This is a genomic window from Streptomyces sp. NPDC002698 (assembly GCF_042888945.1).
Taxonomy (GTDB): domain Bacteria; phylum Actinomycetota; class Actinomycetes; order Streptomycetales; family Streptomycetaceae; genus Streptomyces.
On sequence record NZ_JBIAQM010000017.1, the window covers coordinates 120,401 to 136,932 of the forward strand.

Annotated in this window: 13 protein-coding genes; 1 reads left to right on the forward strand and 12 read right to left on the reverse strand. The window is 70.1% G+C overall.

Going from position 1 to position 16,532, the window contains the following annotated elements:
- The first annotated feature begins 331 nt into the window (after positions 1-331).
- Positions 332-3,475, forward strand: coding sequence for an isoleucine--tRNA ligase (ileS, locus tag ACFYW9_RS23910; RefSeq protein ID WP_389153809.1), 3,144 nt, complete (start codon positions 332-334; stop codon positions 3,473-3,475).
- A gap of 433 nt (positions 3,476-3,908) precedes the next feature.
- On the opposite strand, the gene ACFYW9_RS23915 is transcribed toward ileS, so the two are convergent.
- From ACFYW9_RS23915 to murF, 12 genes are all read right to left on the reverse strand, one after another.
- Positions 3,909-5,213 carry a DivIVA domain-containing protein gene (locus ACFYW9_RS23915; protein WP_389153812.1) on the reverse strand — a complete coding sequence of 435 codons (1,305 nt, stop codon included), beginning with the start codon at positions 5,211-5,213 and terminating at the stop codon, positions 3,909-3,911.
- A 55-nt stretch (positions 5,214-5,268) separates the two neighbouring features.
- Entirely contained in the window at positions 5,269-5,556 is a 288-nt protein-coding gene (locus ACFYW9_RS23920; RefSeq protein ID WP_351867439.1) for a YggT family protein, read from the reverse strand.
- 53 nt (positions 5,557-5,609) lie between these two features.
- Entirely contained in the window at positions 5,610-6,251 is a 642-nt protein-coding gene (gene sepF, locus ACFYW9_RS23925) for a cell division protein SepF (RefSeq protein WP_328668586.1), read from the reverse strand.
- 129 nt (positions 6,252-6,380) lie between these two features.
- Entirely contained in the window at positions 6,381-7,100 is a 720-nt protein-coding gene (locus ACFYW9_RS23930; RefSeq protein ID WP_389153817.1) for a YggS family pyridoxal phosphate-dependent enzyme, read from the reverse strand.
- Positions 7,101-7,106: 6 nt separating this feature from the next.
- A complete protein-coding gene (gene pgeF, locus ACFYW9_RS23935; RefSeq protein WP_351867447.1) occupies positions 7,107-7,844 on the reverse strand; it encodes a peptidoglycan editing factor PgeF in 738 nt (245 codons plus the stop codon).
- Positions 7,841-9,034 (reverse strand): cell division protein FtsZ, encoded by a 1,194-nt coding sequence (gene ftsZ / locus ACFYW9_RS23940; RefSeq protein ID WP_389153821.1) that lies wholly within the window; start codon positions 9,032-9,034, stop codon positions 7,841-7,843. The genes pgeF and ftsZ overlap by 4 nt, the downstream gene beginning before the upstream one ends.
- 275 nt (positions 9,035-9,309) lie before the next feature.
- Positions 9,310-10,095: a cell division protein FtsQ/DivIB gene (locus ACFYW9_RS23945; protein WP_389153823.1), complete on the reverse strand. Its 786-nt coding sequence runs from the start codon at positions 10,093-10,095 to the stop codon at positions 9,310-9,312.
- A gap of 25 nt (positions 10,096-10,120) precedes the next feature.
- On the reverse strand, positions 10,121-11,212 hold the full coding sequence (murG, locus tag ACFYW9_RS23950; RefSeq protein WP_389153826.1) for an undecaprenyldiphospho-muramoylpentapeptide beta-N-acetylglucosaminyltransferase: 1,092 nt from the start codon (positions 11,210-11,212) through the stop codon (positions 10,121-10,123).
- A gap of 6 nt (positions 11,213-11,218) precedes the next feature.
- Positions 11,219-12,577 carry a putative lipid II flippase FtsW gene (ftsW, locus tag ACFYW9_RS23955; RefSeq protein WP_389153829.1) on the reverse strand — a complete coding sequence of 453 codons (1,359 nt, stop codon included), beginning with the start codon at positions 12,575-12,577 and terminating at the stop codon, positions 11,219-11,221.
- A gap of 68 nt (positions 12,578-12,645) precedes the next feature.
- Positions 12,646-14,073, reverse strand: a complete 1,428-nt coding sequence (murD, locus tag ACFYW9_RS23960; RefSeq protein WP_389153832.1) for a UDP-N-acetylmuramoyl-L-alanine--D-glutamate ligase — start codon at positions 14,071-14,073, stop codon at positions 12,646-12,648.
- Positions 14,055-15,125, reverse strand: a complete 1,071-nt coding sequence (gene mraY / locus ACFYW9_RS23965; RefSeq protein ID WP_389153914.1) for a phospho-N-acetylmuramoyl-pentapeptide-transferase — start codon at positions 15,123-15,125, stop codon at positions 14,055-14,057. The genes murD and mraY overlap by 19 nt, the downstream gene beginning before the upstream one ends.
- Positions 15,125-16,531 carry a UDP-N-acetylmuramoyl-tripeptide--D-alanyl-D-alanine ligase gene (gene murF / locus ACFYW9_RS23970; RefSeq protein WP_351867465.1) on the reverse strand — a complete coding sequence of 469 codons (1,407 nt, stop codon included), beginning with the start codon at positions 16,529-16,531 and terminating at the stop codon, positions 15,125-15,127. Before murF ends, mraY begins: the two co-directional genes overlap by 1 nt.
- Position 16,532 lies beyond the last annotated feature (1 nt).

A 16,532-nucleotide genomic window follows, 5' to 3' on the forward strand; every position in this document is an offset into this window, starting at 1 on the left:
GGCCGCCGTCCCCGGGGCGCCGTACACTGGGCGCAGCGAGAAGCGTGGATGGGGACGAGTAGCGGCGTACGCGGCCAGGAGCGACCCGGGGACGGTGGAAGCCCGGGGGCGAGCGCGACGCGAAGATCACCCCGGAGCCGCCGGAAGAACACCCCTGAGGGGCCAGTAGACCCGGCATCGCGACCCCAATGAGGGGGCTCACCGACACGAACGGCGCGTCGGAGGGCCAAGGAGGGTGGTACCGCGGGAGCGCGCCGCACACGGCGTCCGTAGCAACACGGCTCTCGTCCCTCCGACGGAAGGCAGAAAGTCCGTTGGAGGAAGCTCGCCGATGACAGCGCCGACGTACCGCCAGGTGCCCGCCCAGGTCGACCTGCCCGCCCTCGAGCACGCCGTGCTCGACTTCTGGCGTGAGCAGAAGATCTTCGCCAAGAGCCTCGAGCAGTCCGAGGGCCGGCCGGAGTGGGTGTTCTACGAGGGTCCGCCCACCGCCAATGGCATGCCGGGCGCCCACCACATCGAAGCGCGCGTCTTCAAGGACGTCTTCCCGCGCTTCCGCACCATGCGCGGCTACCACGTGGCCCGCAAGGCCGGCTGGGACTGCCACGGCCTGCCGGTCGAGCTGGCGGTCGAGAAGGAGCTCGGCTTCACCGGCAAGCAGGACATCGAGGCGTTCGGCATCGCCGAGTTCAACGACCGGTGCCGCGAGTCCGTGACCCGTCACACCGACGCGTTCACCGAGCTGACGAACCGCATGGGCTACTGGGTCGACCTCGACGACGCCTACCGGACCATGGACCCCGAGTACATCGAGTCCGTGTGGTGGTCGCTCAAGCAGATCTTCGACAAGGGCCTGCTGGTCCAGGACTACCGCGTGGCGCCCTGGTGCCCGCGCGACGAGACGGGCCTGTCGGACCACGAGCTGGCCCAGGGCTACGAGACGATCGTCGACCCCTCCGTGTACGTCCGTTTCCCGCTCACCTCCGGTCCGCTGGCCGGCCGTGCCGCGCTCCTGGTGTGGACGACCACGCCGTGGACGCTGGTGTCCAACACCGCGGTCGCCGCCCACCCGGGTGTCACCTATGCCGTCGTGACGAACGGCGAGGAGCAGCTCGTCGTCGCGCAGCCGCTCGTGGAGAAGGCGCTCGGCGAGGGCTGGGAGGCCACGGGCGAGTCCTTCACGGGTGCCGAGATGGAGCGCTGGACGTATCAACGTCCGTTCGAGCTCGTCGAGTTCCCCGAGCCCGCCCACTTCGTCGTCAACGCCGAGTACGTGACGACCGAGGACGGTACGGGTCTGGTCCACCAGTCGCCCGCCTTCGGTGAGGACGACCTCAAGGTCTGCCGCTCGTACGGCCTCCCGGTCGTGAACCCGATCCGCCCGAACGGCACCTTCGAGGAGAGCGTCCCCCTCGTGGGCGGCGTCTTCTTCAAGAAGGCGGACGAAAAGCTCACCGAGGACCTCCAGAACCGCGGCCTGCTCTTCAAGCACGTGCCGTACGAGCACAGTTACCCGCACTGCTGGCGCTGCCACACCGCGCTCCTGTACTACGCGCAGCCCTCCTGGTACATCCGCACCACCGCGGTCAAGGACCGTCTCCTGGAGGAGAACGAGGGGACCAACTGGTTCCCGGAGTCCGTCAAGCACGGCCGCTTCGGCGACTGGCTGAACAACAACATCGACTGGGCGCTCTCGCGCAGCCGTTACTGGGGCACCCCGCTGCCGCTGTGGACCTGCGAGGAGGGCCACCTCACCTGTGTCGGCTCGCGCGCGGAGCTGTCCGGGCTGACCGGCACCGACCAGTCGGAACTCGACCCGCACCGCCCGTACATCGACGCGGTGACCTTCCCGTGCCCGCAGGGCGGCTGCGGCCTGACGGCGACCCGCGTCCCCGAGGTCATCGACGCCTGGTACGACTCGGGTTCGATGCCGTTCGCGCAGTGGGGCTACCCGTACAAGAACAAGGAGATCTTCGAGAGCCGCTACCCGGCGCAGTTCATCTCCGAGGCCATCGACCAGACGCGCGGCTGGTTCTACACGCTGATGGCCGTCGGCACCCTGGTGTTCGACAAGTCCTCGTACGAGAACGTCGTGTGCCTCGGCCACATCCTCGCCGAGGACGGCCGCAAGATGTCCAAGCACCTGGGCAACATCCTCCAGCCGATCCCGCTGATGGACCAGCACGGCGCCGACGCGGTGCGCTGGTTCATGGCGGCCGGCGGCTCCCCGTGGGCGGCGCGGCGCGTGGGCCACGGCACGATCCAGGAGGTCGTCCGCAAGACGCTCCTCACGTACTGGAACACCGTCGCCTTCCAGGCGCTGTACGCCCGCACCGGCGACTGGGCGCCCAGCGCGGCCGATCCGGCCCCGGCGGACCGTCCGGTCCTGGACCGCTGGCTGCTCTCCGAACTCCACGCGCTCACCGACCAGGTGACGCAGGCTCTGGAGGCGTACGACACCCAGCGCGCCGGAAAGCTCCTCTCGGCGTTCGTCGACGACCTCTCGAACTGGTACGTGCGCCGCTCCCGTCGCCGCTTCTGGCAGGGCGACAAGGCCGCGCTGCGCACGCTGCACGAGGTCGTGGAGACCGTCACGCGGCTGATGGCCCCGCTGACCCCGTTCATCACCGAGCGGGTCTGGCAGGACCTGGTCGTCCCGGTCTCCCCGGACGCCCCCGAGTCCGTGCACCTGTCGACCTGGCCCGAGGCGGACCTGTCCGCCATCGACCCGGAGCTCTCGCGCCAGATGGTGCTGGTGCGCCGTCTCGTCGAGCTCGGCCGGGCCACGCGCGCGGAGTCGGGCGTCAAGACCCGTCAGCCGCTGTCCCGCGCGCTGATCGCCGCGACCGGCTTCGGGACCCTCGACCCCGAACTGCACGCGCAGATCACCGAGGAGCTGAATGTGAGTTCGCTCGCATCGCTCTCCGAGGTCGGCGGCTCACTGGTCGACACCACGGCGAAGGCGAACTTCCGCGCGCTGGGCAAGCGCTTCGGCAAGGGCGTCCAGGATGTGGCGAAGGCCATTGCCGGGACCGATGCCGCCGCCCTGTCCCTCGCCCTGCGCGAGGGCAACGCGTCGGTCGAGGTCGGCGGCGAGACCGTGACGCTGGCCCCGGACGAGGTCATCATCACAGAGACCCCGCGCGAGGGCTGGTCCGTCGCCTCGGACTCCGGCGCGACCGTCGCGCTCGACCTGGAGATCACCGAGGAGCTGCGGCGGGCGGGCCTCGCCCGTGACGCGATCCGGCTGATCCAGGAGGCCCGCAAGAACAGCGGCCTCGACGTCGCCGACCGCATCGCGCTCCGCTGGACCTCCACGGACCCGGCGGTCGTCGCGGCGCTCGGCGAGCACGCCGGTCTCATCGCCGACGAGGTCCTCGCCACGGACTTCGCGCAGGGAGAGGCCGACGGCACCTACGGGGAGCCGTTCACCGACGAGGGCCTGTCCCTGGTGTTCCGCCTCCGCAAGGCGTGACGAGGACGCCACACCCGTAGTGAAGGCCCGGGGCCGCCAGGATGTCCTGGCGGCCCCGGGCCTTCGGCGTAACGCGTACCTTCCCGCGCCCCGGGCCCTCGGCATCACAGCCGGCCTCCCCGCGCCCCTGCCCCCGGGCCGTCGGCGTCACGGCCGACTCCTCACGCCCTGCCCCCCGGCCGTCGGCGCAACGGCCCGCCTCCCCGCGCCCCGGCCCCGGCCCCTCGGCGCGACGCGCCGCCGCACCGGGCGCCGTGAGCGGCCCGTACAGGGCGTCGGAGCCCCGCGGGCCTCCGATGGACCCGCGCACCCGTACCAGCGCCTCCTGACCCCCGCGCAAGCCTTTGACGGGCACGCAAAAGGGCGGGGCCCCCGGATCTCTCCGGGGGCCCCGCCCTGAATGCTGCCGACGCCTATGGCGTTCCGGTGGCCGTCAGTTGTCGTCCTCGTCGATGAGGAACCCGCGCATCGGCGAGGGCGCCTGCTGCATCGGCGACGGGCCCTGGGGCCGCACCGGAGCCATCGGCTGGGTCATCGCGGGCGACATCTGCTGCTGCCCGCCGTAGGACGGTCCTCCCTGCGACGGCCCGCCCATGCCCGGGTTGCCGCCGTAGGACGGCGCACCGGCGCCCGCGGGAGCCATCGACGGCGCGGAGGCCGCGGGCAGGGACGCGGCGGCCGGGGTGCGCGGCGGAGCGAGCGAGTCGTCCGCCTGCGTCTCCAGCTGGCGCAGCTGCGACTCCAGGTAGGACTTCAGACGCGTGCGGTACTCGCGCTCGAAGCCGCGCAGGTCCTCGACCTTGCGCTCCAGCGTGGCGCGGGCGGACTCCAGGGAGCCCATCGCGACGCGGTGCTTCTCCTGCGCGTCCCGCTCCAGGGCGTCGGCCTTGGCACGGGCGTCGCGCTCCAGACCCTCGGCGCGGCTACGGGCCTCACCGACGATCTTGTTGGCCTCGGAGCGCGCCTCGGCGATCGCCTGGTCGGCGGTCTGCTGAGCCAGCGAGAGGACACGCGCGGCGCTGTCGCCACCGGGGCCCTGCTGCTGCATCTGCTGACCGGGGCCGCCCATGGGGCCACCCATCGGACCGCCCATGGGACCGCCCATCGGGCCGCCCATCTGCTGCATCTGGCCGGGACCCTGGCCCATCGGGCCACCCATCTGCTGCATCTGGCCGGGACCCTGGCCCATCGGGCCACCCATCTGCTGCATCTGGCCGGGACCCTGGCCCATGGGGCCCTGGCCCATCGGACCCTGGCCCATGGGGCCCTGGCCCATCGGACCCTGACCCATCGGACCCTGGCCCATGGGGCCCTGGCCCATCGGACCCTGACCCATCGGACCCTGACCCTGCGGGCCGCCCTGGCCACTGGGGCCCGCGGGCAGCGCGGGAGCACCGCTCGGCAGCTGAGGCGGACCACCCATGGGGCCGCCCATGCCCTGCGGCGGACCTGATATCCCGGCGGGCACAGGAGCGCCGGGCCCTCGCATACCCTGCGGCGGGCCCTGCTGGTCCTGCTGCTCGGGCGGTTTGCGCATACCCTGCTGCTGCTGGTTCTGCGCGGCCGCGCGCGTGGCGGCGGCCAGCTTGGCGCGCAGGTCCTCGTTCTCGCGGAGCAGGCGAGTCAGTTCGGCTTCGACCTCGTCGAGGAAGGCATCGACCTCGTCCTCGTCATAGCCTTCTCGGAGGCGGACGGTCGTGAACTGCTTGTTCCGCACGTCCTCGGGGGTCAACGGCATCTCTTCACCTCAACGTAGTCGTCGGCATTCGGCAAGACCGTATCGTTCACATCGCTCACATCATGTTCTGCGTAAGTCTGATCAAGATGAAGACGATGATCATCAGCACGAAGAAGGACAGGTCAAGCGCCACGCCCCCGAGACGCAGCGGCGGAATGAACCGCCGCAGAAGCTTGAGCGGTGGATCGGTGACAGTGTAGGTGGCCTCCAGAACGACCACCATCGCCTTGCCGGGTTGCCATGAGCGGGCGAACTGGAAGACGTAGTCCATGACCAACCGGAAAATCAACACGATGAGGAAGCACGTCAGCGCGATGTAGAAGACCTGCCCGACCACGCTCATGATCCGTGCTTCCCTCTCCCCTGTTTTCCATACGGTGTTCCCGGTCCTGCGTCTCAGCTCTGGTTGAAGAACCCGCCCTCTGCGATGCGGGCCTTGTCCTCCGCCGTGACATCGACGTTAGCAGGCGACAACAGGAACACCTTCTGCGTCACCCGCTCGATGCTGCCGTGGAGACCGAACACCAAACCGGCGGCGAAGTCGACAAGTCGCTTCGCGTCGGTGTCGTCCATCTCCGTCAGGTTCATGATCACCGGGGTGCCCTCGCGGAAGTGTTCCCCGATGGTACGGGCCTCGTTGTAGGTCCGGGGGTGCAGCGTGGTGATCCGGTACGGCTCTCGTTCCGACACGACCTTGGGCATGATCACCGGGGCGTTCTTCTCCAGGCTCTGACGTTCTTGTGTGATGGACGCCACGGGGGCGATGCGCGCCGGACGCCCGGACTCCGAGGCGAGCGAGGCGGAATGCGGCACCGGGTCACGCGGCGCCGGAGGCTGCACCACTCGTACCGGTTCGTCCCTTTGGGACAAGTGCGCCTGATGTGACTGGTGCGGCGGCTCATGCCGTCGCCGGTCCCGCTCGGGCTCCGGGTCGAGTTCGGGCTCGAAGTCGTCGTCGGGGTCGAATCCTCTGCCGTCGTACCCATCGTCCTCCACGAGGCCGAGGTAGACCGCCATCTTGCGCATCGCGCCGGCCATGCTCTGAGTCCTCCGCTCTGTGGTGGATCGGCTGACGAATTGCCAAGTGCCCGCGATCCACGAGGTCGTTATGCCCGCATTTGGCGGTAATGACCATATTTTCTGCTGTGGTCCGACTTCTTGGCGACGTTACCGGAGGCCGGGTCGGACTCCGAGTACCGCAGTACCGACGCGTACATGTGTCGCTCCGGCCGCCACGGCCTGTTCGAGATCCGAGCTCATCCCTGCCGAGACCATGTTCGCAGCCGGATGGGTCCGGCGCAGGACAGTCGACAAATCCATCAGCCGCTCGAACGCCTGTTGTTGACGTCCCTCGTACGCGCCGGCGAGCGGAGCGACGGTCATCAGCCCGTCGAACCGGAGCCCCGGGGACTGCGCGACGAGGTCGGCCAACTCCTCCACCCCGCCGACACCCACGCCTCCCCGCTCGCCCCGGCCGCTCTCCTGCGCGTCCAGCGCGACCTGGACCAGGCACCCCACTTCGCGTTCCGCCAGCACCGCTTCCTTCGAGAGGGCCGTGACAAGCCGGGAACGGTCGACGGACTGCACGAAATCCGCGTAACCGACCACAGAACGCACCTTGTTGGTCTGCAACTGACCGACAAAATGCCACAACAGGGGCAGGTCCGAGCACTCCGCCTTCTTGGGCGCAGCGTCCTGGTCCCGGTTCTCGGCCACGTGACGCACACCGAGTTCCGACAGGATCCGCACATCACCGGCGGGATAGGTCTTGGTGACCACGATCAGGGTCACCTCTTCGCGCTCGCGCCCGGCGGCCGTGCACGCCGCCGTGATGCGCTCTTCCACTTTCGCCAGATTCGCGGCGAGTTGAGCCTTACGGTCCGTCATGCCCCATCAGTCCAACCAGACGTAACCGGCGAGCCGCCCGGTCGTTCGGTCCCGTCGGTACGAGAAGTGGTCCCCCGATTCGATCGTGCACACCGGCGACTGCTCCCGGTCGCGCACTCCGAGCCGTTCGAGCTGAGCGTGCACCCCGGCGGTCACGTCGACCGCGGGCGTCCCCCACCGGGTCTCGGCGTAGGCCGCGGGTTCCACGGCGGCGACCTCCGCGCGCATCGCGTCCGGCACCTCGTAGCACCGCCCGCAGACGGCGGGGCCGGTGCGGGCGACGATCCTGGCCGGGTCGGCGCCGAGTTCCACCATGGCCCGTACGGCCGCGGGAACCACGCCGGCGACCATGCCGGGCCGTCCCGCGTGCGCTGCGGCCGCCACCCCGGCGACGGGGTCGGCCAGCAGGACGGGCGTGCAGTCGGCGGTGAGGACGGCGAGCGCGAGCCCCCGCCGCGCCGTGACGATCGCGTCGACGGCGGGGATCTCCGAGGCGCCCCAGGGCTCCTCGACGACCGCCACGTCCGGCCCGTGCACCTGGTTCATCCAGACGACCCGGGCCGCGTCGAGCCCGAGCGCCTTGGCGGCCAGTTCCCGGTTGGCGCGTACGGCGCCGGGGTCGTCGCCGACCGCCCCGCCGAGGTTGAGCTCCTCGTACGGAACGGCGCTCACCCCGCCCCACCTGTCGGTGAAGGCGAAGTGGGCGCCGCTCACGGTGCTCGCAGCGGAGCGCTGTCCTATCACTTCAGGAAGTCCGGCACGTCCAGTTCCTCGGCCGCGCTGTCCGAGTAGGAGCGGGACGGCGGGACCGGCGGGGACACCGGCAGCTCGCTGACCGGCTCCGGGGCGGGCTCCGGAGCGGGCTCCTTGGGGGTGACGCTGCCGAGCGACCCGAAGGACGGGCGGCTCTCGGCGGGACGCGACGGGACCGGGTCGTCGCGTCGGGCCGCGGCCGAGCCGAGGACGTTCTCCCGCTTGGCCGGCGGCTGCCCGCCGTCGAAGCCGGCGGCGATGACGGTGACCCGCACCTCGTCGCCGAGGGCGTCGTCGATGACCGCGCCGAAGATGATGTTGGCCTCGGGGTGCGCCGCCTCGCTGACCAGCTGGGCCGCTTCGTTGATCTCGAACAGGCCGAGGTCGGAGCCGCCGGAGATGGACAGCAGGACGCCGCGGGCGCCGTCGATGGAGGCTTCGAGGAGCGGCGAGGAGATGGCCATCTCGGCCGCCGCCACCGCGCGGTCGTCGCCGCGGGCGGAGCCGATGCCCATGAGGGCCGAACCGGCTTCGGACATCACGGACTTGACGTCGGCGAAGTCGAGGTTGATCAGACCGGGCGTGGTGATCAGGTCGGTGATGCCCTGGACGCCGGAGAGCAGGACCTGGTCCGCCGACTTGAAGGCGTCGAGGACGGAGACCTGGCGGTCCGAGATGGACAGCAGCCGGTCGTTCGGGATGACGATGAGGGTGTCGACCTCTTCGCGGAGTTCCGCGATGCCGTCCTCGGCCTGGTTGGCGCGGCGCCGGCCCTCGAAGGTGAACGGGCGGGTGACCACGCCGATGGTGAGGGCGCCCAGCGAGCGGGCGATGTTGGCCACGACGGGCGCGCCGCCGGTACCGGTGCCGCCGCCCTCTCCGGCCGTCACGAAGACCATGTCGGCCCCCTTGAGGACCTCCTCGATCTCCTCGCGGTGATCCTCGGCGGCCTTGCGGCCGACTGCCGGGTTGGCTCCGGCCCCGAGGCCGCGCGTGAGTTCCCGGCCGACGTCGAGCTTGACGTCGGCGTCGCTCATCAACAGCGCCTGCGCGTCGGTGTTGATGGCGATGAACTCGACGCCCTTGAGACCGACCTCGATCATCCGGTTGATGGCATTGACACCACCGCCGCCGACACCGATGACTTTGATGACTGCGAGGTAGTTCTGCGGTGCTGCCACGTCGAAGGCCTCTCGCCTCGAGTTACGTGTCGTCGCCTCGCACGATCGCGATCCGACGACTGATGCCGAATGGGACGGTCCGAACGCCGACCCGAACCCTAACGCTGAAGTTTAGGGTTACCAGTGTGTCTGTTCCTTGGACTCTTCCGAACAGGACACTAAGTCGACAAGTGGCGCGCGTTCAACGAACACGCCGAACCTCCCGTTTTTCTTTTCACCCTATGTGATCAGGCTCGACACTGCCCAACCAGGGTGCTGGCCTGCATCGATGCGAGTCAACTGCCCGACGATGCGGGGGCTGTGGGGGCACTTACGTCGAAGTGCCGGGCCCCGGAATCGGCTTTCATGAGAGCAAGGAGCGTCCTGGCCTTCGCCCGGCCCTTCTCGGCGCTGCCCCACTCGACGGTCCGGCCGCCGCCCAACTCCAGCGAAACGGCGTCGTAGGAACGGACCTTGACGATACGGGTGTCACGGGCGATTTCGTCGGGGATGTCCCCCGCGATCCGCACCGCCTCGCGCACGAGCCGGTCGGTGGGGAAGCGGCGCGCCGCGGCGCGCTTCGACACCGTCAACTCCAGGACGGGCACACCCTTCAGGGCGGCGGAAACGGTGGCGAACCGGACACCCTTGGCGTCCACTTCGACGAATTTCGCGCCTTTTCTGACCATCAGGACCGGAGTCCGTTCGGTCACGCGCAGACCGATTCCGTGCGGCCAGGACCGGACGACCTCGACCGAGTCGATCCGGGGCAATTCCCTCAGCAGCCGCGCCTCGATCGCGTCCGTGTCGACGGAGACCAGCGGGGATCCGACCGGTACACCGGCCGCCTCCCGCACCTGCGCGACGGTCAGCACCCGCGTCCCGGAGACGGACACCCGCTCCGTGCGCAGCCAGGCGGAACCGTAGAGGACCCACACCGCGGCGGCCCCGGCCAACACCACGGCGAGCAAAAGGACGATGAGCCTACGAAGGCGACGGAGCCGCCCGGCGAGGGGCGGCCGGGGCGGGCCGGACTCCAGCTTCTGCCGTTCACCGCGCTCGGCGGTCGTCGGTCCGGCCACGCTCCCTGCCTTCCCTCGTGCGGTCCTAGCGGTGACGCGAGGCGATCGCCTCGTACACCATGCCGACGAGCAGGTCGTCGGCGTCGCGGCGGCCGAACTCGCTGGCGGCGACGGACATCTCGTACAGCTTGTGCGGGTCCGCGAGCACGGGCAGCACGTTCTGCTGCACCCACTGCGGGGTCAGCTCCGCGTCGTCGACCAGCAGTCCGCCGCCGGCCTTGACCACCGGCTGGGCGTTCAGCCGCTGTTCGCCGTTGCCGATGGGCAGCGGGACGTAGGCGGCGGGCAGTCCGACGGCGGAGAGCTCGGCGACGGTCATCGCGCCCGAACGGCAGAGCATCATGTCGGCCGCGGCGTACGCGAGATCCATCCGGTCCACGTACGATACCGGGACATACGGGGGCATTCCCGGCATCTGGTGCACCTGTGGCAGTTCGTTCTTCGGACCCACCACGTGCAGGATCTGGATCCCGGCCTGCTGGAGGTACGGAGCCGCCTGCTGGACCACCTCGTTGAGGCGGCGGGCACCCTGCGAGCCGCCCGACACGAGCAGCGTCGGCAGGTTCGGGTCGAGCCCGAACGCGGCGCGCGCCTCGGGCCGTACGGCGGCCCGGTCGAGGGTGGCGATGGAGCGGCGCAGCGGGATGCCGATGTAACGCGCCCCGCGGAGCTTGCTGTCGGGCGTGGAGACGGCCACCTGGGCCGCGTACCGCGATCCGATCTTGTTGGCGAGGCCGGGGCGGGCGTTGGCCTCGTGGATGATGATCGGCACGCCGAGGCGCTTGGCCGCCAGGTAGCCGGGCAGGGCCACGTAACCGCCGAAGCCGACGACCGCGTCCGCCTTGGTCCGCTCCATGATCTGCTCGACGGCCTTGATCGTGCCGCGCAACCGTCCCGGGACGGTGATCAGTTCGGGGGTGGGCTTGCGCGGCAGCGGTACGGCCGGGATCAGCGCGAGTTCGTAGCCGCGCTCGGGTACGAGCCGGGTCTCCAGTCCGCGTTCCGTGCCCAGGGCCGTGATTCCCACGGTCGGGTCCTGCCTGCGCAGGGCATCCGCGAGGGCGAGCGCGGGCTCGATGTGGCCGGCGGTCCCCCCGCCGGCGAGTACGACATGCACCGAAATTCACCGCTCTCCGGACGAACGCGCCGCAGAGGCACGCCGTCGCATCGTGTTCCATCTCCGGGGCCCCGCGGCCCTTGCGGACTCTCTCACCGCACCCCGCTTTCTGCCAAAGCGGGGTTGCCGCATCGCGAGAGCCGCCCGCGCAGCGGGGTCCTCACGCGCGAAGGCGATCAGCAACCCGATGGCGAACATGGTCGGCAGCAGGGCGGAACCCCCGTAGGAGAACAGCGGGAGCGGGACACCGGCGATCGGCAGCAGACCGAGCACCGCACCGATGTTGATCACGGCCTGCGCCGTGATCCAGGTGGTCACGCCTCCCGCGGCATACCTCACGAAGGGGTCCTCCGTGCGTCCGGCCACGCGGATACCCGCATAGCCTAGAGCCGCGAACAGGGCGAGCACCGACAGCGTCCCCGCGAGGCCCAGTTCCTCCCCAGTGATGGCGAAGATGAAGTCGGTGTGCGCTTCGGGCAGTTGGCCCCATTTCTCCACACTGGCCCCGAGGCCGGAGCCGAAGAGCCCGCCGGAGGCGAGGGCGTAGATGCCGTGCACGGCCTGCCAGCACGTGTCGTTCGGCCCCGGCTCGGTGGCGCCGATGCAGGCCAGCCTGGACATGCGGTTGGGGCTCGTCCTGATGAGGAGGAAGCCGATCGCCAGCGCGACGGAGAGCACGCCCACGAACAGCCGGGTGGGCGCCCCGGCCAGCCACAGCAGCCCGAACAGGATGGCCGTGAGGATGATCGCCGTGCCCATGTCGCCGCCCAGCATGATCAGGCCGAGCAGCATGAAGGCGGCGGGCACGAGCGGCACCAGCATGTGCTTCCACTGGGTCAGCAGCCGCTTGTCCTGTTTGCGGGCGAGCAGATCGGCACCCCACAGCACGAGCGCGAGCTTGCCGAACTCGCTGGGCTGGATCTGGAACGAGCCGCCCAGCGGGATCCAGTTCTGGTTGCCGTTGACCGAGAGACCTATCCCGGGCACCTGCACCAGAATCATCATGAAGACGGCGCCGGCCAGGATCGGGTAGGCCAGCGCCCGGTGCAGTTTCACCGGCATCCGGGAGGCGGCGAACAGCAGCGCACCGCCGATCAGGGCGGCCAGGAACTGCTTGCGGAAGAAGTACGACCCGGGCAGCGAGAGCTGGAGCGCCGTGATCTGCGAGGCCGAGTAGACCATCACGAGCCCCAGCACGGTGATCAGCAGGCTGCCGCCGAGGATCAGGTAGTACGCCGTCAGCGGGCGGTCCCAGGCCTTGCGGGCACGCAGGTGGAAACGGCGTACGGGGTTGTCGCGCGGCACCCCGGCGGCGGGACGGCCGGCCCGCCGCACGGGAGGACGGCCGGTGCGGCTAGTCGGCATCGGAGTCTTCGGTCCACAGCGATGTCACGCGTGCGTCCCTCCCTGGTCCGCCCGGCCAGGCAACCGGGTCAGGCGCCGAGTTCGCGGACCGCCTCCGCGAACGCGTCACCGCGCTTGTTGTAGTTGGCGAACATGTCCATCGAAGCGCAGGCCGGGGCCAGCAGCACGGTGTCCCCGGGCCCGGCGAGCCTCCTGGCCTCCTGGACAGCCGCGAGCATCGCCCCAGTGTCGGTCCGGTCGAGGTCGACGACCGGTACCTCGGGGGCGTGTCGCGCCAGGGCTTCACGGATCAGCGCGCGGTCCGCGCCGATCAGGACGACGCCCCGCAGCCGCTTCGCCGACCGGGCGACGAGCTCGTCGAAGGTCGCGCCCTTGGCGAGCCCTCCGGCGATCCACACGATCGACTCGTAGGCCGCCAAGGAGGCTTCCGCGGCATGCGTGTTGGTGGCCTTGGAGTCGTCGACGTAGGCGACCTCGTCCAGGTCGGCCACGTGAGCGATGCGGTGGGCGTCCGGGGTGAAGGCCCGCAGTCCGTCCCGTACGGCCTTGGGAGGCACCCCGAAGGCACGCGCGAGGGCCGCCGCGGCAAGGGCGTTGGCGACGTTGTGCGGGGCGGGCGGAGTGACGTCGGAGACCTCCGCCAGCTCCTGGGCGTTCTTCTGCCGGTTCTCGACGAAGGCGCGGTCGACCAGGATGCCGTCCACGACGCCGAGTTGGGAGGGCCCTGGGGCGCCGAGGGTGAAGCCGACGGCGCGGCACCCCTCCTCGACGTCCGCGGCGCGCACCAGGTCCTCGGTGGCCTTGTCGGCCACGTTGTAGACGCACGCGACCCGATTGCCCTCGTAGATACGGCCCTTGTCGGCGGCGTACGCCTCCATGGAGCCGTGCCAGTCGAGATGGTCGGGCGCGAGGTTCAGCACGGCCCCGGAGTGGGCGCGCAGCGAGGGCGCCCAGTGGAGCTGGTAGCTGGAGAGCTCGACCGCGAGGACGTCGTACTCCTGCTCGCCGAGGACGGCGTCGAGGAGGGAGACGCCGATGTTTCCGACCGCCGCCGTGCGCAGGCCCGCCGCCTTCAGGATGGAGGCGAGCATCTGGACGGTCGTGGTCTTGCCGTTGGTGCCGGTGACCGCGAGCCAGGGGGCCGGCTCCCTGCCGTCCAGTCCCCGCAGCCGCCAGGCGAGTTCGACGTCGCCCCAGACCGGGACGCCCGCCTCGGCGGCCGCGGCGAACAGCGGCTTGTCCGGCTGCCAGCCGGGCGCGGTCACGATGAGCTCGGTGCCCTCGGGCAGGGTCGCGCCGTCACCGAGGCGCACGGTGACGCCGAGCGCCTCCAGTTCCGCGGCCTGCGCACGGGCCCGGTCGTCGTCGCCGTCGTTGACGACCGTGACGAGCGCTCCGAGGCCGTGCAGGACCTTGGCCGCCGGGATTCCCGAGACGCCGAGACCGGCGACGGTGACGCGCTTCCCCTGCCAGTTGGTCACTTCTTGGCTGCCCATCCTGCGTAGAAGAGGCCGAGTCCGACGATCACGCAAATACCCTGGATGATCCAGAATCGGACCACCACAAGGACCTCGGACCAGCCCTTGAGTTCGAAGTGGTGCTGGAGCGGTGCCATGCGGAAGACGCGCTTGCCGGTGAGCCGGAACGAGCCGACCTGGATGACGACCGACATGGTGATGAGGACGAACAGGCCGCCCATGATGGCCACCAGCAGCTCCGTGCGGGAGAGGATGGCCAGGCCGGTGAGGACACCGCCGAGGGCGAGCGAACCGGTGTCGCCCATGAAGATCTTCGCGGGTGAGGTGTTCCACCACAGGAAGCCCAGGCAGGCACCCATCAGCGCGGAGGCGACCACGGCCAGGTCGAGCGGGTCGCGCACCTCGTAGCAGGCGCCCGGGTTGGTCAGGGTCGTCGCGTTGGCGCAGGACTCCTGGAACTGCCAGACGCCGATGAACGTGTAGGCGCCGAAGACGAGGACGGAGGCGCCGGTGGCGAGACCGTCGAGGCCGTCGGTGAGGTTCACGCCGTTCGACATCGCGAGGATCATGAACAGCGCCCAGAGCACGAACAGCACCGGGCCGATCGTCCAGCCGAAGTCGGTGATGAACGACAGCTTGGTGGAGGCCGGGGTGTTGCCCCGGTTGTCGGGGAACATCAGGGCCAGCACCGCGAAACCGATGCCGACGATGAGCTGCCCGGCCATCTTCGCCTTGGCCCGCAGGCCGAGCGAACGCCGCTTGACGATCTTGATGTAGTCGTCGAGGAAGCCGACCACGCCCATGCCGAACATCAGGCCGAGGACCAGCAGACCCGAGTAGGTCGGCGCGTAGCCGGTGATGAGCTTGCTCAGGAAGTAGGCGGCGATCGTCGCCAGGATGAAGGCGATACCACCCATGGTCGGCGTGCCGCGCTTGCTGGCGTGCTCGCGCGGGCCGTCGTCGCGGATGTACTGGCCGTAGCCCTTCTTGGCCAGCAGCTTGATCAGCAGCGGAGTGCCGGCCAGGGTCAGGAACAGACCGAGGACTCCCGCGAACAGGATCTGCTTCATCATCGGGCGGAAACCTCACCCTCGGTACCGTCGGCGAGCAGCGCGAGCGCCACCCGTTCCAGCCCGACGGACCTGGACGCCTTCACGAGCACGACGTCCCCTGGGCGCAGCTCGCTGCGCAACAGGTCGACAGCCGCCTGTGCGTCGGACACGTGCACCGACTCCTCACCCCACGAACCCTCGTTATATGCGCCCAGTTGCAGCCAGGACGCTTCCCTGCCCCCGACCGCGACGAGCTTGCCGACATTGAGCCGGACGGCAAGCCGTCCGACCGCGTCGTGCTCGGCGAGCGCCTCGTCCCCGAGCTCGGCCATCTGACCGAGCACCGCCCACGTACGACGTCCCTTGCCCATTGCCGCGAGCGCGCGCAGGGCGGCCCGCATGGACTCGGGGTTCGCGTTGTAGGCGTCGTTGACGACCGTCACGCCGTCCGGGCGCTCGGTGACCTCCATCCGCCAGCGGGAGAGGGAGCCCGCATCGGAGAGCGCGCGGGCGATCTCGTCTGCGGACATGCCCAGCTCATGGGCGACGGCGGCCGCGGCGAGCGCGTTCGACACGTGGTGCTCACCGTACAGGCGCATGGTCACATCACTGCACCCGGAGGGTGTGCGAAGACTGAAGGAAGGCTGTCCGCTCTCCGTGAGTCGGACGTTCTCGGCCCGTACGTCCGCTTCGTCGGACTCTCCGAAGAGGATCACGCGCGCCTTCGTGCGCGACGCCATGGCGCGGACGAGGGGATCGTCGGCGTTCAGGATCGCGGCGCCGTCCTCGGGGAGGCTCTCGACGAGCTCGCCCTTTGCTTGCGCGATCTGTTCGCGGCCGCCGAACTCGCCGATGTGGGCGGTGCCGACGTTGAGGACGAGACCGATCCTCGGCGGGGTGAGCTCCGTCAGATAACGGATGTGGCCGACGCCGCGGGCGCCCATCTCCAGCACGAGGAACTTCGTCTCCTCGGTGGCGCTGAGCGCGGTGAGCGGCAGTCCGATCTCGTTGTTGAGGGAACCGGGGGTGAAGACGGTCGGCGCCTTGCTCCGCAGCACCTGGGCGATCAGGTCCTTGGTGCTGGTCTTGCCCGCGGAGCCGGTGAGGGCCACGAGGGTCGCGCCGAGCCGTTCGACGACATGGCGGGCGAGGGCGCCGAGGGCCGTCTGCACGTCGTCGACGACGATGGCGGGCACGCCGACGGGGCGGGACGCCAGGACGGCGGCCGCGCCGGCCGCGATCACCGCCCCGGCGTAGTCGTGCCCGTCCACGCGTTCGCCGGCGAAGGCGACGAAGAGGCTGCCGGACTCCACCTCACGGGAGTCCCTGACGACCGGTCCGGTGACCTGTAGGGCCGGATCCGGTATGTCGTACGTCTGCCCGCCGACGACTGCTGCGATCTCGGCGAGAGAAAGGGCGATCACA

What these genes read in the sequence shown, in the direction of transcription:
- ileS (WP_389153809.1), top strand. Translation starts at nt 332, where the DNA reads ATGACAGCGCCGACGTACCGCCAGGTGCCCGCCCAGGTCGACCTGCCC.
- ACFYW9_RS23915 (WP_389153812.1), bottom strand. Translation starts at nt 5,213, where the DNA reads ATGCCGTTGACCCCCGAGGACGTGCGGAACAAGCAGTTCACGACCGTC.
- ACFYW9_RS23920 (WP_351867439.1), bottom strand. Translation starts at nt 5,556, where the DNA reads ATGAGCGTGGTCGGGCAGGTCTTCTACATCGCGCTGACGTGCTTCCTC.
- sepF (WP_328668586.1), bottom strand. Translation starts at nt 6,251, where the DNA reads ATGGCCGGCGCGATGCGCAAGATGGCGGTCTACCTCGGCCTCGTGGAG.
- ACFYW9_RS23930 (WP_389153817.1), bottom strand. Translation starts at nt 7,100, where the DNA reads ATGACGGACCGTAAGGCTCAACTCGCCGCGAATCTGGCGAAAGTGGAA.
- ftsW (WP_389153829.1), bottom strand. Translation starts at nt 12,577, where the DNA reads ATGCCGACTAGCCGCACCGGCCGTCCTCCCGTGCGGCGGGCCGGCCGT.
- murD (WP_389153832.1), bottom strand. Translation starts at nt 14,073, where the DNA reads ATGGGCAGCCAAGAAGTGACCAACTGGCAGGGGAAGCGCGTCACCGTC.
- mraY (WP_389153914.1), bottom strand. Translation starts at nt 15,125, where the DNA reads ATGAAGCAGATCCTGTTCGCGGGAGTCCTCGGTCTGTTCCTGACCCTG.